Annotated in this window: 25 protein-coding genes, 1 tRNA gene and 1 pseudogene; 10 read left to right on the forward strand and 17 right to left on the reverse strand. The window is 65.0% G+C overall.

Annotated features, from left to right (window positions below; translation table 11 throughout):
* Positions 1-51: 51 nt before the first annotated feature.
* The 6 genes from HCA61_RS12520 to HCA61_RS12545 form a co-directional block, all read right to left on the reverse strand.
* Entirely contained in the window at positions 52-564 is a 513-nt protein-coding gene (locus HCA61_RS12520; RefSeq protein ID WP_169688529.1) for a hypothetical protein, read from the reverse strand.
* 189 nt (positions 565-753) lie between these two features.
* Positions 754-2,016, reverse strand: a complete 1,263-nt coding sequence (locus HCA61_RS12525) for an ABC transporter substrate-binding protein (protein WP_169688530.1) — start codon at positions 2,014-2,016, stop codon at positions 754-756.
* Complete coding sequence (locus HCA61_RS12530) at positions 2,013-3,125, reverse strand: branched-chain amino acid ABC transporter permease (RefSeq protein ID WP_169688531.1); 1,113 nt, start codon at positions 3,123-3,125, stop codon at positions 2,013-2,015. The genes HCA61_RS12525 and HCA61_RS12530 overlap by 4 nt, the downstream gene beginning before the upstream one ends.
* A gap of 1 nt (position 3,126) precedes the next feature.
* Entirely contained in the window at positions 3,127-4,005 is an 879-nt protein-coding gene (locus tag HCA61_RS12535) for a branched-chain amino acid ABC transporter permease (RefSeq protein ID WP_169688532.1), read from the reverse strand.
* Positions 4,006-4,014: 9 nt separating this feature from the next.
* Complete coding sequence (locus HCA61_RS12540) at positions 4,015-4,734, reverse strand: ABC transporter ATP-binding protein (protein WP_169688533.1); 720 nt, start codon at positions 4,732-4,734, stop codon at positions 4,015-4,017.
* The gene (locus HCA61_RS12545) at positions 4,731-5,543 is read right to left on the reverse strand and encodes an ABC transporter ATP-binding protein (protein WP_169688534.1); all 813 of its coding nucleotides are present in this window, start codon (positions 5,541-5,543) and stop codon (positions 4,731-4,733) included. The genes HCA61_RS12540 and HCA61_RS12545 overlap by 4 nt, the downstream gene beginning before the upstream one ends.
* Before the next feature lie 239 nt (positions 5,544-5,782).
* On the opposite strand from HCA61_RS12545, the gene HCA61_RS12550 reads away from it, so the two are divergent.
* Positions 5,783-6,388, forward strand: coding sequence for a TetR/AcrR family transcriptional regulator (locus HCA61_RS12550; protein ID WP_169688535.1), 606 nt, complete (start codon positions 5,783-5,785; stop codon positions 6,386-6,388).
* 17 nt (positions 6,389-6,405) lie between these two features.
* Here the strand turns inward: HCA61_RS12550 and HCA61_RS12555 are convergent, their stop codons facing one another.
* From HCA61_RS12555 to HCA61_RS12565, 3 genes are all read right to left on the reverse strand, one after another.
* The gene (locus tag HCA61_RS12555) at positions 6,406-7,239 is read right to left on the reverse strand and encodes an SDR family NAD(P)-dependent oxidoreductase (protein ID WP_169688536.1); all 834 of its coding nucleotides are present in this window, start codon (positions 7,237-7,239) and stop codon (positions 6,406-6,408) included.
* Complete coding sequence (locus HCA61_RS12560) at positions 7,236-8,372, reverse strand: hypothetical protein (protein ID WP_169688537.1); 1,137 nt, start codon at positions 8,370-8,372, stop codon at positions 7,236-7,238. The genes HCA61_RS12555 and HCA61_RS12560 overlap by 4 nt, the downstream gene beginning before the upstream one ends.
* A gap of 67 nt (positions 8,373-8,439) precedes the next feature.
* Positions 8,440-9,462: an AraC family transcriptional regulator gene (locus HCA61_RS12565; RefSeq protein ID WP_169688538.1), complete on the reverse strand. Its 1,023-nt coding sequence runs from the start codon at positions 9,460-9,462 to the stop codon at positions 8,440-8,442.
* A 68-nt stretch (positions 9,463-9,530) separates the two neighbouring features.
* Here HCA61_RS12565 and HCA61_RS12570 point away from each other — a divergent pair, with 68 nt between their 5' ends.
* Positions 9,531-10,862 (forward strand): MFS transporter, encoded by a 1,332-nt coding sequence (locus HCA61_RS12570; protein WP_169688539.1) that lies wholly within the window; start codon positions 9,531-9,533, stop codon positions 10,860-10,862.
* Here HCA61_RS12570 and HCA61_RS12575 read toward each other — a convergent pair.
* Positions 10,848-11,723, reverse strand: coding sequence for an SGNH/GDSL hydrolase family protein (locus HCA61_RS12575; protein ID WP_169688540.1), 876 nt, complete (start codon positions 11,721-11,723; stop codon positions 10,848-10,850). The two genes, HCA61_RS12570 and HCA61_RS12575, sit on opposite strands and share 15 nt — an antisense overlap.
* 288 nt (positions 11,724-12,011) lie before the next feature.
* On the opposite strand from HCA61_RS12575, the gene HCA61_RS26305 reads away from it, so the two are divergent.
* Together HCA61_RS26305 and HCA61_RS26310 are read left to right on the forward strand one after the other, a co-directional pair.
* Complete coding sequence (locus HCA61_RS26305) at positions 12,012-12,602, forward strand: hypothetical protein (RefSeq protein WP_240959234.1); 591 nt, start codon at positions 12,012-12,014, stop codon at positions 12,600-12,602.
* A 509-nt stretch (positions 12,603-13,111) separates the two neighbouring features.
* Positions 13,112-13,195 (forward strand): annotated as a pseudogene (locus tag HCA61_RS26310) (hypothetical protein); the annotation flags it as partial.
* A 261-nt stretch (positions 13,196-13,456) separates the two neighbouring features.
* Here the strand turns inward: HCA61_RS26310 and HCA61_RS12585 are convergent.
* The 4 genes from HCA61_RS12585 to HCA61_RS12600 form a co-directional block, all read right to left on the reverse strand.
* Positions 13,457-14,284, reverse strand: coding sequence for a thioesterase family protein (locus HCA61_RS12585; RefSeq protein WP_169688541.1), 828 nt, complete (start codon positions 14,282-14,284; stop codon positions 13,457-13,459).
* 76 nt (positions 14,285-14,360) lie between these two features.
* Positions 14,361-14,801, reverse strand: coding sequence for a hypothetical protein (locus HCA61_RS12590; RefSeq protein ID WP_169688542.1), 441 nt, complete (start codon positions 14,799-14,801; stop codon positions 14,361-14,363).
* Positions 14,802-14,842: 41 nt separating this feature from the next.
* Complete coding sequence (locus tag HCA61_RS12595; RefSeq protein ID WP_169688543.1) at positions 14,843-15,712, reverse strand: alpha/beta hydrolase; 870 nt, start codon at positions 15,710-15,712, stop codon at positions 14,843-14,845.
* 22 nt (positions 15,713-15,734) lie between these two features.
* Positions 15,735-16,373 (reverse strand): TetR family transcriptional regulator, encoded by a 639-nt coding sequence (locus HCA61_RS12600; RefSeq protein ID WP_169688544.1) that lies wholly within the window; start codon positions 16,371-16,373, stop codon positions 15,735-15,737.
* Positions 16,374-16,540: 167 nt separating this feature from the next.
* On the opposite strand from HCA61_RS12600, the gene HCA61_RS12605 reads away from it, so the two are divergent.
* The 3 genes from HCA61_RS12605 (at position 16,541) to HCA61_RS12615 (ending at position 19,178) form a co-directional block, all read left to right on the forward strand.
* Complete coding sequence (locus HCA61_RS12605; protein WP_169688545.1) at positions 16,541-17,644, forward strand: iron-sulfur cluster-binding domain-containing protein; 1,104 nt, start codon at positions 16,541-16,543, stop codon at positions 17,642-17,644.
* A 62-nt stretch (positions 17,645-17,706) separates the two neighbouring features.
* Positions 17,707-18,933 carry an acyl-CoA desaturase gene (locus tag HCA61_RS12610; RefSeq protein WP_169688546.1) on the forward strand — a complete coding sequence of 409 codons (1,227 nt, stop codon included), beginning with the start codon at positions 17,707-17,709 and terminating at the stop codon, positions 18,931-18,933.
* A gap of 11 nt (positions 18,934-18,944) precedes the next feature.
* The gene (locus tag HCA61_RS12615) at positions 18,945-19,178 is read left to right on the forward strand and encodes a hypothetical protein (protein ID WP_169688547.1); all 234 of its coding nucleotides are present in this window, start codon (positions 18,945-18,947) and stop codon (positions 19,176-19,178) included.
* Positions 19,179-19,242: 64 nt separating this feature from the next.
* Here HCA61_RS12615 and gdhA read toward each other — a convergent pair whose 3' ends face one another.
* The 3 genes from gdhA to HCA61_RS12630 form a co-directional block, all read right to left on the reverse strand.
* Positions 19,243-20,586 carry an NADP-specific glutamate dehydrogenase gene (gene gdhA / locus HCA61_RS12620; RefSeq protein WP_169688548.1) on the reverse strand — a complete coding sequence of 448 codons (1,344 nt, stop codon included), beginning with the start codon at positions 20,584-20,586 and terminating at the stop codon, positions 19,243-19,245.
* Between the two features lie 330 nt (positions 20,587-20,916).
* Positions 20,917-20,990 (reverse strand) — tRNA-Arg (locus HCA61_RS12625).
* A 49-nt stretch (positions 20,991-21,039) separates the two neighbouring features.
* Positions 21,040-21,726, reverse strand: a complete 687-nt coding sequence (locus HCA61_RS12630) for a DedA family protein (protein ID WP_169688549.1) — start codon at positions 21,724-21,726, stop codon at positions 21,040-21,042.
* Between the two features lie 286 nt (positions 21,727-22,012).
* On the opposite strand from HCA61_RS12630, the gene HCA61_RS12635 reads away from it, so the two are divergent.
* The 3 genes from HCA61_RS12635 to HCA61_RS12645 are packed head-to-tail and all read left to right on the forward strand — an operon-like array spanning position 22,013 to position 25,790.
* A complete protein-coding gene (locus HCA61_RS12635; RefSeq protein WP_169688550.1) occupies positions 22,013-22,900 on the forward strand; it encodes a xanthine dehydrogenase family protein subunit M in 888 nt (295 codons plus the stop codon).
* A complete protein-coding gene (locus tag HCA61_RS12640; RefSeq protein WP_169688551.1) occupies positions 22,897-23,397 on the forward strand; it encodes a (2Fe-2S)-binding protein in 501 nt (166 codons plus the stop codon). The genes HCA61_RS12635 and HCA61_RS12640 overlap by 4 nt, the downstream gene beginning before the upstream one ends.
* Entirely contained in the window at positions 23,394-25,790 is a 2,397-nt protein-coding gene (locus HCA61_RS12645; protein WP_169688552.1) for an aerobic carbon-monoxide dehydrogenase large subunit, read from the forward strand. The genes HCA61_RS12640 and HCA61_RS12645 overlap by 4 nt, the downstream gene beginning before the upstream one ends.
* The last annotated feature ends 19 nt before the right edge of the window (positions 25,791-25,809 follow it).

Consider the following 25,809-nt stretch of genomic DNA (forward strand, 5'->3'; position numbering starts at 1 on the left):
CAGCCTAGCCGGGCAGCGGCACTCGTTCGAACGGCCGACCCCCCGTGCCGGTCACGCGTTCTTCTTGTCTTTCTTGACCTGACGGCGCGCACCCGCGGCGATCGTCGATGCTTCGTATTTCTTGCGGCCGGACGAATCGCGGGTGGAATCGACGCGTGACTTTCCCTCCGATTTCACCTTGCCTTTGCCCTTGCCACCTGCGCCGTCCGACGGCACCGGGGAATCACTCCGGGCGAGCGCCAGCTGCTCTTCTTTGAGCTGCTGGGCAGACTGGCGTGCCACCTTGGCCAGCCGACGGCTGACCCGCGCAAGGGCGTCCTCGAACAGCTCGGCTTTACCGGCATTGCGCTTGTTCGCTGCGCGACCCGAGGCGCGGGACTTCTTCTCACCGACCTTTTCTGCGCCGCTTCTGCGGTAGAGCTTGACGTACTTGTTGCGCGCCCGGCGGGTCCGAGTGTGCAGGTCGATGAGGTCGTCTTCGGTGAGTTCGGCAATCTGCGACTTCTTCGTTTCCCGGATGAGGACGAATTCGTCCTCGGACAGCGTGTTCGGAAGCTTTGCCATCTTCGATTCCCATCGTCGCGATAATTCGCTGCTACGCAGCAGACTATCGGAATGGACAGGTCGGCGACCGGTCTTCTGGTCCGAGAAAGCAGGTCTTGTCCGATCTCGGATTCCGGTCGAACGAGAACGGGGTCGGTCGCCCCCGACGTCGACCGACCCCGCACCCAGAGACCCGATCCGGAGTGACACCTATCCCGTTGCGTACTCGACGACGGGGTCGCCGGGGGTGTCGGTGGTGGTGTACGACGGCCCCATGTACTCCTGGATCCCGCCCCGGACCTGGTTGATACGCGCCCCGCCTGCCCCAGCGTGGTCATCGGCCGAGAAGCGGAACGGGACGAGGTTCGGTCCGTCGAAACCGTTCTCGGTGATCGCGGCGACGATCGATTCGCGGGTCGGGTTCTCACCGGCAGCTTCGAGCGCCTGCACGAACAGATGCGCCATCGACATTCCGTAGACGATGTTGCCGTCGAACTCGGCCCCGCCGTTGTACTTGTCGTTGATCTCCCGGAACAGGGTGGTCCATTCGTCGTCTTCACTGAAGTGGGACGGCAGATAGTTGGTGCTCAGCAGGCCTTCCGCGAGGGGAGCGGCCTCACCGAGCGTCTTGGACAATGTCACGAGGTCACCGCCGACCGACGCGGTGGTCCACTGCGGAGCGAACCCCAGACGACCCGCGGTGCCGATCGCCAGCGCGGTGAATCCGGGGATCGTGGCGAGCATGACCACCTCGCATCCCGCGGCCTGAAGGGCTCCGATCTGGGGTGCGACGTTGGTGTTGCTCGTGGAGTAGGTCTGGCGTTCGACGACGTTCTCGGCACCGACGATCTGCTCGACCCCGTCGAGGTAGTCGGCTCCGAAGTCGTCGTCCTGGCCGAACGTGCAGATCTTCTTGTCGGGAAGGTTCTTGTCGACGTAGTCGGTCATGACCTTCGCTTCGACCGTGTAGTCGGCGTTGTATCCGAAGGTCAGCGGGTACTTGTCGGGCTGGTTCCAGGTCCGCGACCCGGACGCGACGAAAAGGTCGGGCACGCCGTTGGTGTCGAGGAAATCGAGAACGCCCGAGTGTGTGGGTGTGCCCAGTCCGCCCAGGATCGCGAAGACCTGGTCCTGCAGCACCAGTTCGCGCACCACCTGCTGGGTGTTCGCCGGGTTGTAGCCGTCGTCGAGCACCTTGTATTCGATGGTGCGTCCGTGCACACCTCCCTGCTCGTTGACGTGGTCGAAGTACGCCTGGGTTGCGGCCGGGATCTTCGAGTAGCCGGCCGCAGCGGGCCCGGTCATCGGCATGTGGGTGCCGATGAGCACCGACGTGTCGGTGATACCGGTGGTGTCACCCTCGCCTGCGGAGCCGCCCGTCGCGCTGGTGCCGCTGCCGCATCCGGCTGCGGTGAGAGCCGCGGTCGCCGCGAGTGCGACGATCGGGATCAAGTGTCGCCGGGATCTGATCATCGGTGTGCCTCAGCTTTCGGTGTGGTGGAGACGGGAACGGGCGCGGGAACCGAACCCGATCGGTGGCACGGGGCGCGCCCGCGCGGTGACACGGCGTGCACAGCGCGTGAGAGCAGACCCTGAAGGCCTGCGGGAGCTACGAGAACGACGGCGATCACGGCAAGGCCGAACAGTGCGATCGCGAGATTGCCGTCGAGGCGCTCGGCCAGCGCCGGCGACATGTGCAGAGAATCGGTGACTGCCGCAACGAGTGCGGGCAGCACGACGAGCAGCACCGCACCCCACACCGCGCCGAGCAGGGAACCGAGGCCGCCGATGACCACGCCCATCAGCAGGAACAGGGAGAACGTCACACCGAATGCACCGGGCGACGCGCTCTGCGTCACCATCGCCAGAACGCCGCCGCCGAGTCCCGCGGCTCCGGAGCTCGCCACGAAGGTGGCGATCTTGGTGCGGGTGACGTCGATTCCGGAGAGTCGGGCGGCGATCTCGTCGTCGCGCACAGCCTGCATCCGTCGCCCGAATTCGCCGGAGGTCAGGTTGGACAGCGCGAGGACGGTCACTGCCGCAGCGAGAACCGCGATGGTGGCATGCCACTGTTCGACGGTGAACAAGGCGGCGATCCCACTCGGTGGGCCTTCGACGTACGCCCACAGTCCCTGATCTCCGCCGAGCAGACCCGAGAACGTGGTGGTGATCGACGGGATCGCGACGACGAGGGCGAGGGTGAGACCAGCGAGATACGGGCCGTGCAACCGTGCGGCGGCCGCACCGACGATCACTCCCACGACCGAGGTGAGGACGACCGCGGCGGCCAGGGGGACGAGCAGTACGGCGATCCCGGTGGCGCCCGCATCGCCCATACTGTTGGCGGTGAGTGCGAATGTGTAAGCGCCGCATGCCATCAGCGCTCCGTGGCCGAGGGAGAGCTGACCGTTGCGCCCGATGAGTACCGTCAATCCCGCTGTGGCACACACGTACGCGGCGATCGTGGCCAGTTGGTAGTTGCGGAACGGCGGTAGGACGAAGACCGCGACGATCACCACTGCGGTCGCGCCGACGATCAATGCCGTGCGGGTCACGGATGTGGCGAGTTGTGTCGACGACATGTCAGACCTGCCTTGTCGCTGTGCCGGAGAAGATGCCCTGGGGTCGGATCAGGAGGACTCCGAGCAACGCCAGGAGCACGGCGAGGGGCGCGATGCTCCCGCTGAGGTATCCGCTGACGTAGCCGAGCAGCAGGCCGGTGACCAGGCCACCGATGACTGCGCCGACCGGGCTGTCGAGTCCGCCGATCACCGCTGCCGTGAACGCGAAGATGAACACGAGGTCGACGGCGTGTGGGTTGAGTCCGAGTTCGGTGGGGACGACCAGCAGAGCCGCCAGGGCTCCGACGGCGCCGGCCAGGGCCCAGCCGAGGGTGAGCATCGCCGAGACCTTCACACCCAGCAGCCGCGACACGTCCGGTGCGAACGCGGAGGCGCGCATCTTCAGGCCGGTGTCGGTCCGTGTGAACAGGTACGCCAACGCGAGGACCACGATGCCGACCGTGATGAACACGAACAGGTCGTAGGGGGAGAGCACGGCGACGTCGCCGAACCGGAACGGTTCGCGGCTGAACGGCAGTTGCATCGGACGGAAGTCGTTGCCGTAGATCATGCCGAGCACTGCATGCAGCACCATCACCACACCGAGCGCAACGATGACGGCGGCCAAGGGGCGGTTGGTGTCGAGGCGGCGCATGAGCACCCGTTCGACGAGCCCGCCGAGGACGAATCCGCCTGCGATGGCGGCGATGAGGCCGTACCAATACGACCCCGTCGCGGAGGTGACCGAGTATGCGATGTAGGTCGTGGCTGCTGCCATCGCACCCTGCGCAAAGTTGATCACCCGGGTCCCGCGCCAGATGAGGACGAGCGCGAGGGCGAACGCAGCGAAGACGGCTCCGCGGGCGAGACCATCGACGGTGAGAAACAGGAATCTGTCCATGGTGTCTCCTCAGAAACCCAGGTATGCGGTGCGGAACTCGGGGTCGTGCGCGAGTTCCGCGGCGGATGTGGCGACCGTGACGCGCCCCAGTGACAGCACGATCGCCTGATCGGCGACGGGGAGAGCGCTGTGGACGTTCTGCTCGACGAGTACGACCGTGAGTCCGGTGCGGTCGCGCAGGTCGCGCAGGGTGGTCATGATCAGGTCCACGATGCGCGGGGCGAGGCCGAGTGAGGGTTCGTCGAGCAGGAGCAACGTCGGTCGTGCGACGAGTGCGCGGCCGATCGCGAGCATCTGTCGTTCCCCGCCGGAGAGTTGGTGCCCCGAGCTGTCGCGGCGCCGGGAGAGCGGCTCGAACATCTCGTACATCTCGGCGACTGCGCGGGCGGCGTCGGCGCGGTCCTTTCGCCACAGGCCGCCGAGCCGGAGATTCTCGTCGACGGTGAGTTCGCCGATCACGCCGCGTCCTTCGGGTACGTGGGCTACACCGTGGTGCACGAGCTTCTCGGTGGGTACCCCGACCAGAGACGTGCCTGAGACACTGATCGTGCCTTGGATGGCAGGGAGTGACCCGGAGAGTGCGCGCAGCAGTGTCGTCTTGCCTGCGCCGTTGGGACCCACCACAGCAGCGATCGTGCCTGCGGGTACCTCGAAGCAGACGTCGTGGAGGACTGGCACGGGACCGTAACCTGCCGTGAGGTTTTCGACCTGGAGCAGTGGAGTGCTCATGAAGCCTCCCGGTCGCCGAGGTACGCCTGGGCAACCACGGGATCGGCTTTGATCTCGTCGGGTGTGCCTTGCGAGATCACCCGGCCGAAGTCGAGGACCGCTATGTGGTCGCACACCGACATGATCAGGTCGACGTTGTGCTCGACGAGCATGACGGAGACGACGCTGTCTGCGCGCTGCGGCAGAGCTCTGATGAGTTCACGCAGGTCGTCGATATCGGTCTGGTCGAGTCCGCCGGCGGGTTCGTCCAGAAGTAGGAGGGTGGGGTCGGAGATGAGTGCGCGCGCGATCGCGACCTTCTTTGCGACCGGATAGGGAAGCGCAGGCGGGAGGGTATGTGCGTAGCTGCCGATGCCGAGTTCGTCGAGCAGGTTCGAGGCGTCGGCGACGGCCTGTCGATTGCGGTGGGCTGCGGGGGGTAGTCCGAGCATGCCGGCGACGAACGGCGAACGATGTCGCCCGGAGGCGCCTGCGGCGACGTTCTCGACGGCGGTGAGTCCGGCGAACAGGCCGAGGCCCTGCAGGGTCCGGGAGACGCCTCGGGCGGCGAGTCGGTGTGGGACGGGAGTGAACGGCTTCCCGTCGAGCGACATGGTGCCGTCGCCGGGGCGGATGAACCCGCAGATGACGTTGAACAATGTGGTCTTGCCTGCGCCGTTCGGCCCCATGATCCCGACGACGGATCCGGCGGGGACCTGCAGGGAGACGTCGTCGAGGGCGACGATACCTCCGAAGCGAACTCCGATACCGGCCAGTTCGAGGCGCGCGGTATCGGCACTGTCGGTGCGAGAAAGAGTCTGTAGCTGCACTTGCGATGCACCTTCTGATTTGTGATCCGCGAATGATGGGTGCGAATCATGTTGAAGTTGAGATCGACATCACGTTAGCCGAAAGATTACAACACTGACAGTGTAGATTCCTACTGTCCGACGAAAGTTTGGTATTCAGCGTGGTCTAGCCAGGCGCGAAGTATGCGGCCGTGCGTCCGCTCCGCTGGCAGACTGTGTGGGATCCAGAGGTGTCACGAACGAAACGAGGAAGTGTGGGGATGAACGGCTCCGACGGCCGGACCGCCCGTGCCGAGCGCACCCGCCGGTTGGTCATCGAGGCGCACATCCGGCTCATCGAGGGTGGCGAACTGAAGCCGACCGGCGGTCAGATTGCCGAGGCTGCGGGGGTCTCACTTCGCGCACTGTGGGCCAACTTCAGCGATCTCGAAACATTGTTCGCTGCGACAGGAGAGGAGGTCTTGCGCCGTCAGGATTCCCAGTTCGTTCCGGTGGCTCCGGAGCTGCCTCTTCCTGACCGGATCGAGGCGTTCTGCGCTCAGCGGGCGCGGCTACTCGAATACGTTGCGCCGCAGGCGCGGGCCGCTGGGCTTCGTGAATCGGTCTCGCCACAGCTCCGTGCGAATCGACTGCTGCACATCAATCGTGTGACCGACGAGATCGAGGTCCTGTTTGCGCGCGAGCTCACCCTCTTGACTCGTCACCGCCGCACCCGGACAGTGCAGGCGCTCGGGATTGCCTCCACCTGGGCATCATGGTCGGTGCTGCGCGACGAATACGAGCTCACCGTGGACGAAGCGGTCGCGGTCATGCGCCAGTCGGTCTCCGCGCTCCTGGCAGCAGCTGTTCACGTCGCATTGGGATGATGCGGGTCCGGTCGGGCTCACGAGTTGCGCGGTCCGCCCGTGGTTCTCAGCTTCTTCTGGACACGACGGCCCTGTGCAACCATGAGTGGGACGGCTGCGAGGCCGAATCGGGGCAGCGCGTCGCCCAACCGGGCGACGACTCCACGCCAACGCGGAATCGTGGTGACGAGTCGAGGTTTGTCGAGCACGGAGCGCACCGCATCGACGACGTCGTCGACCCCCAGCAGCTTTCCTGAGAACGACAGCGCCGAGGCCGGATCGTCCAGCTTGTCGTGCAGCATCGGTGTCCAGATGCCGTCCGGGCAGACACAGGAGATGTCGATGTTCGTGATGCCGCGGGACCGGAGATCGGCCATGGTGCTCAGGCTGAATCCGAGAGCTGCGTGTTTGGACGCCGCGTACACCGCTTCGCCGGGCACGGCGGTCAGGCCGGCGAGCGAGACGATGTTGACCACGTGGCCACTGCCGGTGTCTCGCATGGCAGTAATGGCGGCAACGGTCCCGTTGATCGTGCCGAGTGCGTTGACCTCGATCATCAGCCGGCGGGTCGCTTCGTCCTGCTCCCAGGCCGGGCCGGTGAGCAACACTCCGGCATTGTTCACCCACAGATCGAGACGTCCCGCGTGTTCGATGATCGCCTTGCGGGCGGCGTCGACCTGGGCATGGTCACGGACGTCGACCGCCAGAGCTATGGTGCGGCTGCCTAGTTCGTCGGCTGTCGCCTGCGCAGTCGCGGGGTCGACGTCGGTGACCAGCACCCGGTAGCCACGCTCGACGAGGAGGGCAGCGATCTTCTTGCCCAGACCACGGCCTGCTCCGGTGACCACTGCGCCTGCGCGAGCACGACTCATCGCTGCCCGGCCTCGATCGTGCCGTACTCGATACCGCCGTGAACGTAGGTCGGTACGACAGGCCACTGCCGCTTGCGCGGAGCAAGCTCGCTCGAGGGCAGAATCTGGAGCCAGCGAGGGTCGGTCTTGCAGGGGTCGGCGAGCGTCTTCTCCTTGATCATCGAATCGTACTGATCGAGAGAATCTTCCAGCGTGTTCGCGTTGGGGCAGATCTCGCGGCCGAATCGCTCGTGGTACTTGCGCACACCGGGAATCCTCGAGAGCTCCGGCTGCCAGTTGTCCAGAGCAATACCGTTCTCCGACGAGACCCAGACCCCGTCCGGAGTGTTGACCACCAGAGAATGGTTGCCGTCGGTATGGCCGGGCGTCCACAGGAGCGCGATTCCCGGGCCGAGTTCGATGTCGCCGTCGAATGTCACGAATTTGGCGGGATCCACCCCGGCGAGCCCGCCGTCGACGTACCACGCCCATTGCATGGGGTGGAGGGACTGCAAGGTGGCCAGCTCGCGCCTGTGCACCAGCATTTTCGCGTCGCCGAACAGCGCTCTGCGTGGTTCGGTCTCGCCTTCGATGACCTCGGTGGAACCCAGGATCATCCGTGGGTCCTGCACGTGAAGGTGGTCGAAGGTGCAGAAGTCGATGTCGTCCGGTGCCAGGCCGAGCTTCTCGAGCACCTCGCCCGGCTCGTTGTAGTAGCTCAGGACGAGTTTCTCCGCGAGGTGGCCACCGGGGATCTTGTCGATGAGCGCGCGCAGGTTTCGGTAGAACGGGGCTTCGGCCGACCCATCAGGCACGGTGGGTTCGAACACCAGTGTGCGCGCGGTGCCGTTCCAGTCGTCGTACTGAACGACGATCATGCGGTTGATCATCGAGATCAGGGGGAGGGTCGGTACCGACACGGCGTTGTGGAAGGCGTATTCGACCGGGTACGGTGCTGCGGCGATATCGACCGACTTGATCGCACGGATGCGACCCTGAGACGTGAAGCGTTGCTTGTACATTTGCGCGGCGCGGCGCACGGCTTTCAGACGCTCACCCCGTGGCCAGACGTCGTGTACACCCTCGAACTCGGGGATGGTGCGTGCCCCGATGTTCGAAAGCTCGACGTCGGTTCGCTCTGCCTGAGTCGCCATCAGATCACTCCTTGCGCCTGAATCGTTCTCGGTCCAGGGTGCAAGGCGCGTCTCGAGAAAACTTGTTTCAGCGCGACAATCCGGTTTCGACGGTGTTGCGGAGTTCTCTGGGGCTCATCCCGTACCAGCGCCGGACCGCATGGCTGAGAGTGGCCTGTTCGGTGAAACCGACGAGTCCGGTCACCTGCGAGAACGGCACATTGCCGGTAGTGATGAGTCGATGGGCAGTGTCGCGGCGAATGGCGTCGAGAACCGTGTCGAAGGTGGTGTCCTCCGCGGCGAGCCACCGTTGCAATGTTCGAGGGTGCATCGCGAGCGCGCGCGCAACCTCGGGCAGGGACGGCGGCGCGGACAATGTCGCGGCGAGGATGCTGCGCACGCGCGCAGGCAAGTCGGTTGCCGGGTCGGAAAAGTTCTCTACCAGGAATTGGAAAGCGTATTGCCGAATGGTCTCGTCGGCATGCGCGAAGCGTTCGTCCAGGATCCGCCTGTCGACACAGATGGCGGCGACCGCGCGGCCGAACTTCACGTCGCTGCCGAAGAAGTCGGTGTATCGGCGGACGGATGAGAGCGGACGGTGTGGGATCTCGACCGATCGGAGTCCGATCCGGCCTCCGATGAGCAGTTCCGCGATCCGGAAGAAGAGGCCGAGTCCCAGCTCGATGCCCTGCCGTGAGTACGACGATTCCCGGAGATCCTTGCGGTACGTCAACGCGACGACCCCGCGACGGCCGTAGGGGTCGGGCTCAACGTCCACCCTGAGTGCGGGACTGTGTACGTACAGGAACCGCGACGCGCAATGGAGTGCTTCGGCCACGGTCGAGGACTTCTGGATCGCCAATGCGAGCGGTCCGAGAACACTCACGTCCTGCACCGCTGCCAGCCGCAGACCGAGGTCGGGACATTCCAGCTCGGTCGCAGCGGTCTCGAGCATCAAGTCGTGTGCATCGATCGGGATGAGTTCGTCATCGGACGTGAGGAGTTTCCGAGACAGCGCGAACCGCCCGAGCAGCCGATCCGGATCGCCGCCGAGTTCTTCGACCAACGACGCGAATCCGCGAAGGCTGGCGGCGCGGATCTTCGGGACCATGAGACGACAGACTAACCACTGCGTGCGCGCAGTCGCATCGCCGACCGGTCGCTCATAAGCTGCGGGGCATGAACGCACATACGGACTTCAGACCCGGCACGGGTACTGACGCGACACGTCGGCAGGTCTTCGCATGGGGCCTGTGGGACTGGGGTTCGGCAGCATTCAACGCGGTGATCCTCACTTTCGTGTTCTCGGTGTACCTGACCGACGCGGTCGGCGATGATCTTCCCGGGTCGATCTCGGCGAGTACCTGGCTCGGTTGGGCTCTCGGCATCGCAGGATTCGCCATCGCCGTACTCGCGCCCGTGTCGGGACAGAAGTACGACGCGAGCGGACGCCGGAAGCGTTCGTTGGGGGTTCTGACCTTCGCGACAGTGGCGTTGATGGCAGCAATGTTCTTCGTTCGGGACGACCACCATTTCCTGTGGCTCGGGCTTGTACTCCTCGGAGCAGGCTCGGTGATCTTCGAACTCGCCAATGTTCCGTACAACGCGATGCTCAGTCAGGTCTCCACCGAGAAGAACATCGGCCGGGTCTCCGGATTCGGCTGGTCCATGGGCTATTTCGGTGGCATTGTGCTCTTGCTGTTGTGTTACACGGGGTTCATCGCCGGAGACGGCGACACCCGAGGATTCCTGTCGATCACCACCGGCGACGGACTCAACATCCGGCTGGTGGCATTGCTCGCTGCGGTGTGGTTCGCGGTGTTCGCCTTGCCGGTGTTGTTTGCCGTGCCCGAAAAACCCCACCAACGTTCCGACGACGACCGCCGGGTGGGTTTCGTCGAGTCGTACCGTGTGCTGTGGAACGATCTGAAGGAGCTGTGGAACGAGGACCGGCGCACCGTCTGGTATCTCGGTGCGTCCGCCTTGTTCCGCGACGGCCTTGCGGGGGTGTTCACCTTCGGGGCGGTCCTCGCGGTCACCGTGTACGAGATCAGCGCCGCCGACGTGTTGTTGTTCGGCGTGGCCGCAAACGTGGTGTCGGCGGTCGGTGCGCTCGTAGCGGGCCGCGTCGACGATCGGGTCGGCCCGAAGGCAGTCATCGTCGCTTCGTTGGCGTCGATGATCGTGGTCGGTGGGGTGTTGTTGGTGGTGTCCGGGCCTCTGATGTTCTGGGTCTTCGGCCTTCTTCTGTGCCTGTTCGTCGGCCCCGCCCAGTCGTCGGCGCGTACCTTCCTCGTTCGCATCACCCCGGCCGGCCGCGAAGGCCAGATGTTCGGTCTCTATGCCACTACAGGCCGTGCAGTGTCGTTCCTGGCGCCGACGTTGTTCGGATTCTTCGCGTGGTGGTTCGGCGCGGACCGGGCGGGCATCGCGGGTCTGCTTCTCGTGCTGGCGTCGGGTCTGGTCGCGCTGCTCGCCGTGCGTGCACCCGAACGCTCAGTTGTCGGCTGACAACGCGCTGACCACCCGCTCTGCCGCATTGCGATGGCCCGCTGCATTGGGGTGCAGTGGGATACCCGGAGATGACGGAACGATCCCTTCCATCCACCGCTGCTCGGGGGTGGCGCACGCGTCGTGCCCGATCGTCGATGTGCGAAGGTCCACGAATCGGGCTCCGGCGCCGACGACCTGCTCGGCCATCACCGTGTTGAGCCGGTCGATCTTGGACTGCAGATATGTGGCGTCCTGCGGCCACATCTGTTGTTCCGGAAAGCATCCGCCGTCACGGATCCCCGTCGGGTAGCCGACGAACACGATGTCTGCGTGCGGTGACCGCGTCCGGATTTCCTCGACTATCACGGCATACCTGGACGCGAAGGTGTCGATCGCGATGTCGTAGGGATCGGGCCGGCCGGAATTGCTCTCCGCGCACGACACACCCTGCGGGGGAGGAGCGACATTGGTGCAGGAGATCGCCAGCTGGACCAGGCCGATGTCGTTTCCGCCGATTCCGACCGTGACGAGGTCGGTGTGGGGCCGCAGAGCGTCGTACTGCGGTGGCACTGCCGAGCGGGTCAGGACGGAGATCTGTCGACCATGCAGATCGCTGGAGACGGCACCGCTGCACGAGGCGTCGACGAATTCGGCGACGCCGAGCGTTTCGGCTACCAGGGTGGGGTAGTTCACTTCGGAACGTCCGCACTCGTCGCTCGTGCTCGGTGGGATTCCCGGCCCGGCCACGAACGAATCACCCAGCGCGACGTACGACCCGATCGCCTGCTCCGCCGATGCCGGTGGTGCGACGCTCAGAGCAACAACTCCGGCCGCTGCGAAGGCGGCTGCAGAGAATCGACATTCGATCGACCAGCGCACGTGTCCCCCCGTCGTCTGATGACGATCATCATGACGGGGTGTGCCTGATCTGTCAGGAGAATGGGCCTCAGGCTCACAACAGTCGATGAGAAATCCGATACTCCCTCATACTCACTGATATCTCCTCCGACCTCCTTCGCCCCCGAGGTGACCACGGAATACCGCAGCACCCTGCAAAACGAAAGTTCACCTCCCCCGGCCGTCGGACCGGTTCCGCTCCCCGCACCATCGCAGAAACAACCCTCGTGCATCCCGGGACACCCCGTCACACACACCCCAGGCGCCGCGGTGCGGGCCGAACAGAACATGTCGGTACCCCGGCGTTATCGTCACCGCCGAGACCGCACACCCACATCACCGGGCGATGACGAGAAGGGACGCGATGGCCGGCACCGACCCGACCGAGCGACGCCGGTCCGCGTTCACCACCAGCCCCATACGGCGGTCGACGACACCACCGGCAACCCGATCGGGCTCGACGACATCGACAGCCGGGGCCGGGCACTACCGACACACGGACACGTCGTCGCCGCCCGCCTCGGCTGGACCCTCACCTACCCCGACGGGTGTTATGTGCCATCGCGGGTGTCGCGGGTGGTCACCGCACAGGCCACCGCGACGCTACGGACCTTGACCTACCGCGACACCGCGATCGCGTCGCTCTCGGCCCGCTTCGATCCCGCCACCGGACACATCGCCCCGCCGGCGAGCGGGGAGGCGTACGTGCCGCCGGGGTTCGCCCGGGGTGTACGACGGCAACTGGTCGCCCGTACCCGCAGGCGCGAGGAGGTGAGCTCGGGTACAGCAACCGACCCTGACCCTCGACGGGCGGGGGCTGTTGCTGCGGTGCGCGGCCACCGAAGTCGTCCCCGCCGGTGACCTGAGCAGTGCCACGGTGGGGGTGGACTGGTCACCGGCCACGCTCGGGGCCGCCGCGATCGTCACCGGCGGCGGCGACGGCCTGGTGTCCGATTTTCGGGGTTACACCTACGACGACCGCGGCCTCGGCATCAAAGTCGCCCGCCTGCAGACCGAAGGCCAATTCCTGCACCGCAAGGCAGCCCGCCTACGCCAACTGGCCGAGAACGCGCCACCGCAGGCACGAGTGGAACTCGAAGCGAAGATCGCGGTGCTCGACGCCAATCGCACCGCGGTCGGTGCCAAGCGGGGGGAAGATCAATCGGGAACTCGCGTTTCATTTCGCGCGTCAGGTCACCGACTACGCGGTCGCCGCCGATACGACAGTGATCGCGGTCGAAGATCTCGCGAGTCTCGAACCGCGTGGGCGTGGCCGGGTGAACAACACTCGGGCTGCGCAGTCCGCGCGCCGAAAGGCCGCCGATGCATTGGCGTACACCGCCGCGGGGGTGGGTGTGGTGGCGGTGACGGTGCCGGCGAAAGGGTCGTCGGCGTGGTGTCCGGGCTGCAACGAGGAACTGGCACGGCCGGGTGGCTATCACCATGCGTGGTGTGAATCCTGCCGACTGGGTGGGGATCGTGATCATGTGGCGGCGGTGAACCTTGCCAAACGCGCCCTCCTCGGCCGAGGGGCTGCGGTCCGGACTCGTGCCGGTGGTCGGGAGATCCGCACCACCATGCATGCCCCGGTGCACAAGTGCCGGGACAAGACCGGCCCGACTCCGGGGAGGCCGCGGCATCGCAGGATGTTTCGGGTAGCCGTGAGGGACGTGGGTCTGGACTGCCTGGCATGTTGGTGGCAGGAAGTATCAGGTTTACGTAGACGCTTTGAAATACACCAATTGATGGGCGGTGGCGAGCAATGTGTCGCTCGAGCCCCACAGATGCGCGGTCTGATCGAAGTAGTTCTGACCGAACCGGTGGCTGCGGGCTGTGGCGAGGATCGGATGATCCGACTGGGCTTCGATCTCGGCGGCGTCCGCGTGGAAATAGATCGTCAGCGTCACCGTGCCTGCGGGGAGCGCGTGGCCGCGGCGCAGGAACGCGCGGGGATAGAACACGTCGCACAGGGCGGTCAGAGAGGTGAAGTCGAGTGGGCGCGCGGGCTCGTCACGGACCCAGAGGGTGGAGGTGGAATCGGGGTGCGGGGCGGCGTCGGCGCCGGGAATCGGGCCCTCGACGAACCGCATCTCGTAGTTCTTGCCCCACGCAACGAAATCGGGGAAGGGGGTGGCCGCCACCTCGTCCGCAGGTGGTGCGGTGGGCGCGGCGAGCTCGGTCGATGCCCAGGTGTCCTTACGATTGCCGAACACCGCGGTAGCGGTGGTCGTGACAGACCCGCCCTGGGTCAGCTCGACCACCCAGTGCTGGCTCGAGCGATTGGTGCGCACCGGCCGGGCGACAACCTCGAACTCCCCGTACGCGATCGCCGCGGCGAAGTTGACCGTCAGTGACAGCGGTGTCCCGAGAACCTCGGGATGAAGCCGGACGGCCTGCAGCATCGTGGCGGCCGTGACACCGCCGAAAGGGCCGACCATGTTCGCGTACGCGGGGTGGGTGTTTCCGGTATAACGACCCGCATCGATGGCGGTGAGCTCTACAGCGGCGTCGAAGACGTGGACGGCGTTCTCGGTTTCGGGCATGACGTCATGAAACCAGAGTCGGCGGTGCTCCTCGATTCCCGCCCGGGTAAGTGGGTCGGCAGGTGTGGCGCATTGGTCACTGCCACGGTGTGGCGCACAGTTCCTGACGTGCTTTGTTCCAGAAGGGGGTGAGCTCGACGGATCCGGCGTCCGGGTGCGTGCGCTGCCCCAGCTCGATGAACTCGAGGACCGTCATTCCCGCCGTGCGTGAGTACACGCATGCTTGCAGGGCCAGCTCGGCCGCCTCCGCGAAGGGCAAGGAGTTACCCCACGGCCCGAGGTCGGTCGAGTCCACGAAGGTGTCGAGATCCGTGCCCCGACGGTTGTATTCGAGCTGGGTTTCGTAATCACATGGCTTGCGGAACAGGGCGGCGCAGGTCGTGGACTGCCCGTCCAGGACGAACGCGCTGTTGTCGAGGGTGCGCAGAGGTGGGTCCTTCGGCCCGTCCCACGCAATGAAGAACGCTGCCACAGCAGCCGCGATCAACACAACCAGCAACAGCGCGCCCCGTTTCATGGTGATCTCCTCACCGGCAGTTCCTCATCGACCTTGTCTCCTCATCGACTTTGTCCCACCTGGTGGCCGATGGCGGCCGTGACGGCACCGGGAGCTTCGTCCGGGATCCAGTGCGATACGCCGTCGAGCACCTCGAACGTGTAGTCGGCGTCGACGTAGTGACCGCAGAGTTCCGCGGCGAACCGGCCGACCGCGGCATCATCGGTACTCCAGATGTAGGTGGTGGGGACCTTCACCGGAGGGAGCGCGCCGGTGTCGGGGGTCATCGCCCGATACCAGTTGAGGGTGGCGGTGAGCGCGCCCGGTCGCCGGAGCACGCGCACGTATTCGTCGACTGCGTCGGCTGCTACTCCTTCGCCGTAGAGGGCGCGCAACCGGTGCGCGTCGTCGGCGAGCAGGACGTGCTCGGCCTTGCCGGCTTCACGGAACAGGGAGAAGTACGTCGAGCGTGCTTTCTGGTCCTCGTCTTCGCGCAACGCCGCTCCGAACGCAGCCAGGTGCGGAATCGACAGTGCGGTCAGTGATCGCACCCGCGCGGGATGATGTGCCGCCACGTGCCATGCGACCGACGAACCCCAGTCGTGTCCGACGATGTGCGCGTCGTGGACATCGAATGCGTCGAGAATTCCGAGAACATCCGCGCGCAGGTGATCGATCCTGTAGTCCATGACCGCGGTCGGGCGGGCGCCGGGGGAGTAGCCGCGCTGATCAGGTAGCAGTACCCGCATACCGTTGCGGACAAGTTCCTCGGCCACCGCGTTCCAGCACCGCGAGGTCTGGGGGAAACCGTGCAGCAGTACGATCGGTGGTCCGTCGTTCGGGCCCGCGGACCGGACGTCGAAGGTCAGGTCGCCGAGCGTGACGGCAGTCGACTCGAACCCTGCTGAATCGCACGCTACTGTTTCGGGCACCCTTCAACGGTACGTCCCGAAGTCAGTCGTGGAGCGGATTCCACGCGGCCATTCCGAGCATGATCAGGCGCATCTGCTTCTCTGCGCGCGTGAGGACCTCCGCTTCTGCGGCGCGTCCGGGGGCGACGGCGAGCAGGTCCAACACGACTTCGAACATGGAAGTGACGAGCAGGTCGGCGGCCATCTCGAGATCGTCGGATTCCCATCCGGCGAGTTGGGGGATACGGGCGAGGTCGACTGCGAGTTCGCGGGTGAGCAGGCGCAGTTCGACCGTGAAGGCCCGCGCCACTTCCGGGTGACCACCGTGACGTTCGCGCGCGAGAAATCGGAAGGCGAGTTCGTGGTCGCGCACCTGCCCGAGTAGTGCGGCCAGCGATGCTTGGGCGTTGGAAGGGCCCGGATTGCGACGCGCGTCGCGCAGGACGGAGCGCAGCAACCGCATGGTGTCGTCGGCGAGTGCGACGCCGAGCTCCTCCATCGACGCGAAATGGCGATAGAACGCCGTGGGCACGATGCCGACCGATCGGGCCACCTCGCGCAGGCTCACGCTCGCGAAACTGCGGTCCGAGGACAACTCGAGCGCGGCGTCGAGGATCGCCTGGCGGGTGCGCTCCTTGCGTTCGGCCCGGCTGGTCGGTTCAGGGGTGGAGGCTACGGGCACGGTCCCGAGTGTAGGCAGGCGGCGTGTTGCGCGGTCGTGTCGCCCCCTCGTGGGGTGTTACCGCTGTCACAGCAGGGTTGACAGCGTCCGGTCCGCTCCTGGCACACTGAGTTCAGTGTACGAATGTGCACTGAAATAGCGCCTCCGGATCAGGAAGGGTGGACACCATGACCTCGACCCAAGCGCCGAGCCGTGCCCCAATCAGAGGAAAAGCCAGAAAACTCCTGGTCGGAGCGCTTGGTGCACTGTCCTCACCGCACCATCTCGACCGCTACCTGGAACTTGCCGACCCGCTGCTCGCGACCGCGTCGAATCGGGCGAGGATCACCCATATCGATACAAGTGTGCACGGATCGACGACGCTGGCAGTACGGCCAGCACGGCCCTGCCGGTTCGTTCCGGGGCAACACGTCCAGTTCGCCATGGTGATCGATGGAGTGCGGCACGTGCGTACGTTCTCACCTGCGATCATGCCTGGATCGCGCGAGATGGTGTTCACCGTCGGTACGCGGCACGGAGGGCTCGTATCGGGTCATCTCGCGGAACACGCGCGGGTCGGAGATATTGTCGAAGTCGGTGACGGCGCGGGGGACTTCGTGCTCCCGAAGTCGCGACCCTCGCGTCTGCTGATGATCAGCGGCGGGTCCGGTATCACTCCCGTGTTGTCGATGTTGGGATCGCTTGCTGAAAGCGGCGCGACCGCGGTCACGTTCGTGCACTACGCGCGTAGTCCGGGGCACGTCCCCCGCCGCGCAGAACTCGATGCACTGTCCTCGCTTCCCAACGTCGAGGTCGTGCTGGTCCATACCCGTGGCGAGGGTGGGCACCTGCGCGGTCGGTTCGAACGCGCGCACCTCGATGCGGTCGCACCGTGGTTCGCCGACACCCCTACCTATGTATGCGGGCCGTCCGGATTGGTCGGGAGAGTGCGCGAGCTGTATGCCGAGACCGGCTCCACGGAGCTGTTGCACACCGAAGAGTTCACGCCGCCCGCATACGTCGTCGACCCTGACGATGTGTCGGGGTCGGTGTCGTTCGCCGAATCCGGAATCGTCGCTGCGAACAGTGGCGCGACTGTTCTGGAGCAGGCCGAGAATGCGGGACTCACACCGGAACACGGCTGCCGCATGGGAATTTGTCACACCTGCACCGCGATCCGGTCGTCCGGATGCACGCGCGATATCAGGACGGGCGAGACCGACTCCGAACCGGGCGCGCGCATCCAGATCTGTGTTAGCGCGCCGATCGGCAACGTCACCGTCGAGCTCTGACGAAAACCACAGTCGAACACAGACGACAATTCATTTGAGAACCGAACACATTGGAGGACAGCATGTTCGGATTGACCATTCCGGCGATCCCGTTTCTGCCGTTCCTGTCGCGCAGCCGTGCGGAACCCGCCGTCGCGGAACCGATCGTGCTCGATCGCGATCAGATCGACGAGATCGGACGCGAACTGGACGCGCTGCGGGAGCGTACCGTTGCCTCGCTCGGCGCCGAGGATCGCGACTACATCTACCGGATCATCAAGGCCCAGAGGGGGTTCGAGGTGGCCGGTCGTGGACTGTTGTTCCTCGGCTTCTTCCCTCCGGCGTGGGTGGCCGGTGTCGCCGCGCTCAGTGTGTCGAAGATTCTCGACAACATGGAGATCGGCCACAACGTGATGCACGGCCAGTACGACTGGATGCGCGAGCCGTCGCTGAACTCTCGCACCTTCGAATGGGACACGGTCTGTCCGTCGGATCAGTGGCGGCACTCGCACAACTACATGCATCACACCTACACCAACATCGTGGGGAAGGATCGGGATATCGGATACGGGATCCTTCGGATGGACCCCGCGCAGAAGTGGCATCCGTACTACCTCGGAAACCCATTGTATGCAACAGCTTTGATGCTCTTGTTCGAATGGGGGGTGATGCTCCACGACGCGGAGGTGGAGCGATTGGTCTCGCGTGAACGGAACTGGCGCGACGTGATCCCACTGGCGAAGGGCTGGTGGCGCAAGGTGCGGCGTCAGGTGGTCAAGGACTACATCGCGTTCCCGTTGTTGAGCGGCCCGATGTTCGTTCCGACACTGGTCGGGAATGCGACCGCCAACCTGGTCCGCAACCTGTGGACCTTCTCGATCATCTTCTGCGGCCACTTCCCGTCGGGAGTGCAGTCCTTCTCGAAGGAAGAGACCGCGAACGAGACACGCGGCGAGTGGTACGTCCGTCAGATGCTGGGGAGCGCGAACATCACCGGCACCCCGTTGTTCCACATCATGTCGGGCAACCTGTCGCATCAGATCGAACACCACCTGTTCCCGGATCTGCCGGCGCACCGGTATCCAGAGCTGGCACCGCAGGTGCAAGCGCTGTGCGAGAAGCACGGATTGCCCTACAACACCGGCGGCCTGTTCGCGCAGGTCTCGTCCGTTTGGCGGAAGATCTTCCGGTTCGCTCTTCCGCCTTCGCTGGTGTCGCCGGAGCCGGAGACGACGGTGTTCCTCGATCGGGCGCCCAGTTCCGAGCGCGGAATCGAGACGGCGGGTACTCTCGCGCGGGACAACGCGTGAGGGGATCCGGCATGGTTGGAAGATTCGAGCGAAACAAGGACGTGATCCAGGAGGTCACCGAATCGACGGCGACACATGTCGGGGCCATCGCCAGCATCATCGCCGGCGCGGTCCGCGACGTGACCCGTGAAATAGGTGACCTGATCACCGAAGGAATCGAGATGCGCGAAGCCTCACGGAAGGCGCGCAGTGATCATCGCAGTGACGAGGTTTTCGGCAAGGACGAGAACCGCGACGAGCAGTAAGCCCCGCAGCCCTGGTGGACGACCACCAGGGCTGCGGGGCTCCACAGCAGGTCTGCGACCTTCGTCAGATGACGCCGAGCGCGAACATCGCGTCGGCCACCTTCACGAAGCCGGCGATGTTGGCGCCGTGCACGTAGTCACCCGGCTTGCCGTACTCGGCGGCGGTCTCGATGCAACGACCGTGGATGTCGGCCATGATGCCTGCGAGACGCTCATCGGTGTAGTCGAAGTGCCACGAATCGCGCGAGGCGTTCTGCTGCATCTCCAGCGCGGAGGTGGCGACGCCGCCTGCGTTGGCTGCCTTGCCGGGAGCGAAACGGACACCCGCCTCACGGAACACAGAGATACCGCCCGGGGTGGTCGGCATGTTCGCGCCCTCGGCGACGACCTTGACGCCATTCTTGACGAGGGTCTTGGCGGCATCCTCGTCGAGTTCGTTCTGGGTGGCGCAGGGGAGTGCGACGTCGCACGGCACGGTCCAGATGTTGCCTTCGGCGAAGAACTCGGCGTCGGTGCGCTCGTCTGCGTACTCGCAGATGCGGCCGCGACGGACTTCCTTGATCTCCCTCAGCAGCGCACAGTCGATGCCGTTCTTGTCGTAGATGTAACCCGACGAGTCCGAGCACGCGACGACCTTGCCGCCGAGCTGATGGATCTTCTCGATCGCGTAGATCGCGACGTTGCCGGAGCCCGACACCACAGCGGTCGATCCCTCGAGCGAGTAGCCACGTGCCTTGGCCATCTCGGCCACGAAGTACGCGACGCCGTAGCCGGTGGCTTCCTTGCGGACCTGCGATCCGCCCCAGGTGAGGCCCTTGCCGGTGAGGACACCCGACTCGTACGAGTTCGTCAGACGCTTGTACTGACCGAACAGGTAGCCGATCTCGCGGCCGCCAACGCCGATGTCGCCTGCGGGAACGTCGGTGTACTCACCGATGTGGCGGTGCAGCTCGGTCATGAACGACTGGCAGAAGCGCATGATCTCCTGCTCGGAGCGACCCTTGGGATCGAAGTCCGAGCCGCCCTTGCCGCCGCCGATGGGCAGGCCGGTGAGCGCGTTCTTGAAGATCTGCTCGAAGCCGAGGAACTTGACGATGCCGAGGTTGACGCTCGGGTGGAAGCGCAGTCCGCCTTTGTAGGGACCGAGCACGCTGTTGTACTGCACGCGGAAGCCGCGGTTGACGTGCACCTGCCCGTTGTCGTCGATCCACGGCACGCGGAAGATGATCTGCCGCTCAGGCTCGCAGAGACGCTCGATGAGCCCGGAATCGAAGTAGGACGGGTGTCGTTCCAGTACGACGTGCAGAGACTCGAACACCTCGGCCGCAGCCTGATGGAACTCGGGTTCACCCGCGTTGCGGGCCTTGACCTGTTCGTAGATCTCTTCGATGCGGTCCGAGGTCGACACGCCCACCTACCTGACTGTGAGAAGACTGTTACACCGTATTTACGTCGTGAACTATAGGGGCCGACCAATACTGTCTGGTAATCCGGTCCGCTTGTGCGAGAAGGAACACAGCTGTCGAGGAACGTGGAAATGAGAGTCTGTGAGGCGCACGGGACGCATGTTCTCGATCGCGTCGGGTGCTCGAGCAGCACGTACGAGTCTACCGGCGCGCGCGAATGAACGTCTCGATACTTCGAAGTGATGCATGGCTGTGACCAGTGCGTACGGTGCGATGCAGGGCGTCTTGCCCGTTCGAGCGAGTCCGGTCTGGTGAGGTTCTTGGGATGTGGGTGCCCCCGGCAGGACTCGAACCTGCGACCTAGAGATTAGAAGGCTCTTGCTCTATCCAGCTGAGCTACGGGGGCGCGGCCAGAATCTTAACGGGACCGCGGTGTCGGGTGCAGGCAGGGTCGACTACAGGGCGCGGGTGGGTCCCGGTTCTCCGGAATCCCCGACGTCGCCGGTCTCGGTGGCGTCGCGAATCGACACGTCGTCGCTCGCATCTGCCTTGTCGCTCTGCAACCTTTGCATCACGTGGTCGACCCCGATGCCCAGCAGTACCGCGACGCAGATCGAGACCACCGCACCGAGTAGCGGTTGCTCGTGGAAGAACCCGCCCACGAGACGCCCCATCATCGACGAGTACACCGCCCAGGTGATCCCTCCGATGATGGTCAGCGGCACGAACTTCTTGCGCGGGTAGCGTGTCGCCCCCGCGGTCATGTTCACCGCGATCCGGCCGATCGGGATGTACCGGGCCGTGATGATGATCGCGGCTCCGCGCTTGTCGAGTCCCCTGCGAGCCCAGGCGAACGCTGCTCGGGCTTTGGGTTTGCGCATCCACGCGAACCGCTCGGTACCGACCTTCTGTCCGATCGTGTAAGCGATGTTGTCGCCGACGATTGCGCCCAGTGCTGCGAGGGGAATGACCGCCCACAGATACGGCTTGCCCGTGGAACCCGAGAGTGACGCGAGGGTGACCAGGATGGTCTCGCTCGGTACCGGAGGGAAGAAACCGTCGAGGATGCAGACGAAGAACAAGAGTGGATAGACCCACAGGGCTGCTGCCTGGCCGATGATGAATTCGTTGATCACGTCCATTGAGGCGGTGATGCTCCTGTCGGGTCACGAGGTTGCTGCTTCCACGGTATTCGTAGTCAAGGGTGAACACATCAGGGTGACCCCCGATCTCGGTCTCTGGTGCAGCCCTCGATCGCACATTGAGATGTGATCATCAGCACTCTCGTCGGGTATCGGAACGAGGTTGGTCGCAAAAGTCCGATTTCGGCGCGGAGCTCGGAGATCGGCACTACCCTGGGCGGCACGGGATATGGGGATGCATCGGCGCGACCGGTGTGGCTTGATTCACCTAGGTCGGGAGTGGGACATGCAGGTTCCGGGCCCTTTCGAATACGAGCGTGCTACCGGCGTGGAGCACGCCATAGCGTTGCTGGACCGCTTGGGGGAGGAAGCCCGAGTCGTTGCCGGCGGGCACAGTCTCCTGCCCATGATGAAGCTCCGGCTCGCCAATCCTGAGTATCTGATCGACATCAACGATCTGGACGAACTCGCGTATCTCGAGATCGAGCCGGAGTCGGTCCGAATCGGAGCGCTCACCCGTCACCGTGTACTGCTCGAATCCGACGACCTCGCCGCCGTGTTCCCGATCTTCCGGGACGCAGAGGAAGTGATCGCGGATCCGGTGGTGCGCAATCGTGGCACGATCGGCGGCTCGCTGTGTCAGGCCGACCCGGCCGAGGATCTCTCGACGGTGTGCTCGGTACTCGACGCCGTATGTGTCGTTCGCGGTCCGTCGGGGGTGCGTGAGCTGCCGTTCGCAGAGTTCCATCTCGGCCCGTATGAAACAGCGGTGGCTCCGAACGAGCTTCTCGTCGAGATCCGCTTGCCACGCAAGGGGCCCTGCTCGAGCGCCTACGCGAAGGTGGAGCGTCGCGCAGGCGACTGGGCCGTCGCTGCGGTAGGCGCCGCGGTGTGGATTGCCGACGGCGTGTTCTCCGACGCCCGCATCGGACTCACGGCAGTCCGCGCCGATGACGATGCCCTCGCTGCGATCGGAGATCTGCTTCACGGCAGCGCCCCGACGGAAGAGCTCTTCCGCGACGCCGGAGCACTTGCATCGGCTGCCTGCTCGCCGGAATCAGACCAGCGTGGCACCGCCGAATACAAGCGTCACCTCGCGTCGGAACTGACCGTACGGACACTGCGCCGCGCGGCCGAACGACTCGACTTGCTCGAAGGGAATCGACATCGATGAGAATCTCGATGACCGTCAATGGTCAAGACGTCGAGGCCGACGTCGAACCACGCACGCTGCTCGTACATTTCCTCCGTGACCACCTGGGGCTGACCGGAACCCACTGGGGGTGCGACACCAGTAACTGCGGAACGTGCGTCGTCGCGATCGACGGCGAACCCGTCAAGTCCTGCACGACACTCGCTGCGATGACCGCAGGCCACGATGTGCGGACCGTCGAGGGCCTCGAGCAGGATGGCGTCCTCGACCCGGTGCAGGAGGGATTCATGCAGTGTCACGGACTCCAATGCGGCTTCTGCACGCCAGGCATGATGATCACGGCCCGTGCGCTGCTCGACCGCGACCCCGACCCGGACGAAGCCACGATCCGCAAGGCGATCTCCGGACAGATATGCCGGTGCACCGGCTACACCACGATCGTCCGCTCGGTGCGCTGGGCGGCCGAGCACACAGACCAGGATGCTCACTCGTCCCAGAACGCGAGGGCCACCTCATGACCGCCGTCGATCCCGGCTTCGAAGCCTCGGTGACCGAGGACAACGACCACAAGCCCTGCGGACACGGCCGGATGCTCCGCAAGGAGGACCCCCGCTTCATCCGCGGACAGGGCCACTACGTCGACGACGTTCAGCTGCCGGGGATGCTGCACCTCGCGGTGCTGCGCTCCCCGGTCGCGCATGCTCGGATCAACGGCATCGACACCTCCGCGGCATTGGCGCACCCGTTGGTCAAGGCCGTCATCACCGGCGCCGATCTCGCAGAGAAGGGCCTGGCGTGGATGCCGACCCTGTCGAACGACGTGCAGGCAGTACTCGCCACCGACAAGGTGCGGTTCCACGGACAGGAAGTCGCGTTCGTCGTCGCGGAGGACCGCTACTCTGCCCGCGATGCGCTCGAACTCATCGATGTCGACTACGACATCCTCGATCCGGTCGTCGATGTCCGCACTGCCCTGTCGCCCGATGTGCCCGTCATCCGGGACGACCTCGACGGCAAGACCGACAATCACTGCTTCGACTGGGAAGCCGGCGATGCCGCCGCGACCGATGCGGTGTTTGCGCGCGCCGACGTCATCACCCGTCAGGAGATCGTCTACCCGCGAGTGCATCCTGCGCCGATGGAGACCTGCGGTGCCGTCGCCGACTACAACCGGGTCACCGGAAAGCTGACGCTCTGGTCGACATCCCAGGCACCGCACGCCCATCGCACACTGTATGCGCTGGTCGCCGGCTTGCCCGAACACAAGATCCAAGTGATCTCACCCGACATCGGCGGTGGATTCGGCAACAAAGTGCCGATCTACCCCGGTTACGTGGGTGCGATCGTCGCATCACTGATCCTGGGCAAGCCCGTCAAGTGGATGGAGGATCGCAGCGAGAACCTGATGAGCACAGGTTTCGCGCGTGACTACATCATGGTCGGCGAGATCGCGGCGACCGATGACGGGAAGATCCTCGCGATCCGGTCGCGGGTCCTCGCTGATCACGGCGCCTTCAATGCCACCGCCGCCCCAGTGAAATATCCGGCCGGGTTCTTCGGCGTGTTCACCGGAAGCTACGACATCGACGCGGCCTACTGCCACATGACGGCCGTCTACACGAACAAGGCGCCCGGCGGCGTCGCGTACGCGTGTTCGTTCCGGATCACCGAGGCCGTGTACTTCGTCGAACGACTCGTCGACTGCCTCGCATTCGACCTCGGAATGGATCCGGCAGAGCTACGGCTGAAGAACCTGCTGCGGCCCGACCAGTTCCCCTACACCAGCAAAACCGGCTGGAAGTACGACTCGGGCGACTACGAGACAACGATGCGCAAGGCCATGGACATGATCGGCTACGAGGACCTGCGCCGTGAACAGGCAGAGCGGCGTTCCCGCGGCGAACTCATGGGTATCGGCATGGCGTTCTTCACCGAAGCAGTCGGCGCCGGCCCCCGCAAGGACATGGACATCCTCGGACTCGGCATGGCCGACGGCTGCGAATTGCGTGTCCACCCCACTGGTAAAGCAGTGGTGCGGTTGTCGGTGCAGAGCCAGGGGCAGGGACACGAGACCACCTTCGCGCAGATCGTCGCTGAGGAGATCGGCATCCCTCCGCAGGACATCGATGTCGTTCACGGAGACACCGACAACACCCCGTTCGGTCTCGGCACCTACGGAAGCCGATCCACCCCGGTGTCGGGGGCGGCCGCCGCCCTCGTCGCCCGCAAGGTACGCGACAAGGCGAAGATCATCGCATCGGGCATGCTCGAGGTTTCCGTCGCCGACCTGGAATGGGAGAAAGGCTCGTTCCACGTCAAGGGCGACCCGTCCGCGGCCGTGACGATCCAGGACATCGCGATGCGCGCGCACGGCGCAGGCGATCTTCCCGAAGGGCTCGAAGGTGGTCTCGAGGCCCAGATCTGTTACAACCCCGAGAATCTCACCTACCCGTACGGCGCATATTTCTGCGTCGTCGACATCGATCCCGGCACCGCCGAGGTGACAGTCCGCCGATTCCTCGCCGTCGACGACTGCGGCACCCGCATCAACCCGATGATCATCGAGGGACAGGTCCACGGCGGAATCGTCGACGGAATCGGTATGGCCCTCATGGAGATGATCGCGTTCGACGAGAACGGCACCTGCCTCGGTGGCTCGTTCATGGACTATCTGATCCCCACCGCGCTCGAGGTCCCGACACTGGAGACCGGGCACACCGTCACCCCGTCGCAGCACCATCCGATCGGTGCGAAGGGAATCGGTGAATCCGCGACGGTCGGTTCGCCGCCCGCGATCGTCAATGCAGTCCTGGATGCGTTGAAGCCGCTCGGGGTGAAGCACGCGGACATGCCGCTGACCCCGTCACGGGTGTGGGAAGCGATGCAGGGGCGGGCGACACCCCCGATCTGACGAACGTCCGGGCGCGAGA

The organism is Rhodococcus sp. HNM0563 (genome assembly GCF_012726195.1).
Lineage (GTDB): Bacteria > Actinomycetota > Actinomycetes > Mycobacteriales > Mycobacteriaceae > Rhodococcus.

Excerpts from the sequence above, each read along its gene's own strand:
- HCA61_RS12520 (WP_169688529.1), bottom strand. The coding sequence starts at position 564 with ATGGCAAAGCTTCCGAACACGCTGTCCGAGGACGAATTCGTCCTCATC.
- HCA61_RS12525 (WP_169688530.1), bottom strand. The coding sequence starts at position 2,016 with ATGATCAGATCCCGGCGACACTTGATCCCGATCGTCGCACTCGCGGCG.
- HCA61_RS12530 (WP_169688531.1), bottom strand. The coding sequence starts at position 3,125 with ATGTCGTCGACACAACTCGCCACATCCGTGACCCGCACGGCATTGATC.
- HCA61_RS12535 (WP_169688532.1), bottom strand. The coding sequence starts at position 4,005 with ATGGACAGATTCCTGTTTCTCACCGTCGATGGTCTCGCCCGCGGAGCC.
- HCA61_RS12540 (WP_169688533.1), bottom strand. The coding sequence starts at position 4,734 with ATGAGCACTCCACTGCTCCAGGTCGAAAACCTCACGGCAGGTTACGGT.
- HCA61_RS12550 (WP_169688535.1), top strand. The coding sequence starts at position 5,783 with ATGAACGGCTCCGACGGCCGGACCGCCCGTGCCGAGCGCACCCGCCGG.
- HCA61_RS12555 (WP_169688536.1), bottom strand. The coding sequence starts at position 7,239 with ATGAGTCGTGCTCGCGCAGGCGCAGTGGTCACCGGAGCAGGCCGTGGT.
- HCA61_RS12560 (WP_169688537.1), bottom strand. The coding sequence starts at position 8,372 with ATGGCGACTCAGGCAGAGCGAACCGACGTCGAGCTTTCGAACATCGGG.
- HCA61_RS12565 (WP_169688538.1), bottom strand. The coding sequence starts at position 9,462 with ATGGTCCCGAAGATCCGCGCCGCCAGCCTTCGCGGATTCGCGTCGTTG.
- HCA61_RS12570 (WP_169688539.1), top strand. The coding sequence starts at position 9,531 with ATGAACGCACATACGGACTTCAGACCCGGCACGGGTACTGACGCGACA.
- HCA61_RS12585 (WP_169688541.1), bottom strand. The coding sequence starts at position 14,284 with ATGCCCGAAACCGAGAACGCCGTCCACGTCTTCGACGCCGCTGTAGAG.
- HCA61_RS12590 (WP_169688542.1), bottom strand. The coding sequence starts at position 14,801 with ATGAAACGGGGCGCGCTGTTGCTGGTTGTGTTGATCGCGGCTGCTGTG.
- HCA61_RS12605 (WP_169688545.1), top strand. The coding sequence starts at position 16,541 with ATGACCTCGACCCAAGCGCCGAGCCGTGCCCCAATCAGAGGAAAAGCC.
- HCA61_RS12610 (WP_169688546.1), top strand. The coding sequence starts at position 17,707 with ATGTTCGGATTGACCATTCCGGCGATCCCGTTTCTGCCGTTCCTGTCG.
- HCA61_RS12615 (WP_169688547.1), top strand. The coding sequence starts at position 18,945 with ATGGTTGGAAGATTCGAGCGAAACAAGGACGTGATCCAGGAGGTCACC.
- HCA61_RS12630 (WP_169688549.1), bottom strand. The coding sequence starts at position 21,726 with ATGGACGTGATCAACGAATTCATCATCGGCCAGGCAGCAGCCCTGTGG.
- HCA61_RS12635 (WP_169688550.1), top strand. The coding sequence starts at position 22,013 with ATGCAGGTTCCGGGCCCTTTCGAATACGAGCGTGCTACCGGCGTGGAG.
- HCA61_RS12640 (WP_169688551.1), top strand. The coding sequence starts at position 22,897 with ATGAGAATCTCGATGACCGTCAATGGTCAAGACGTCGAGGCCGACGTC.
- HCA61_RS12645 (WP_169688552.1), top strand. The coding sequence starts at position 23,394 with ATGACCGCCGTCGATCCCGGCTTCGAAGCCTCGGTGACCGAGGACAAC.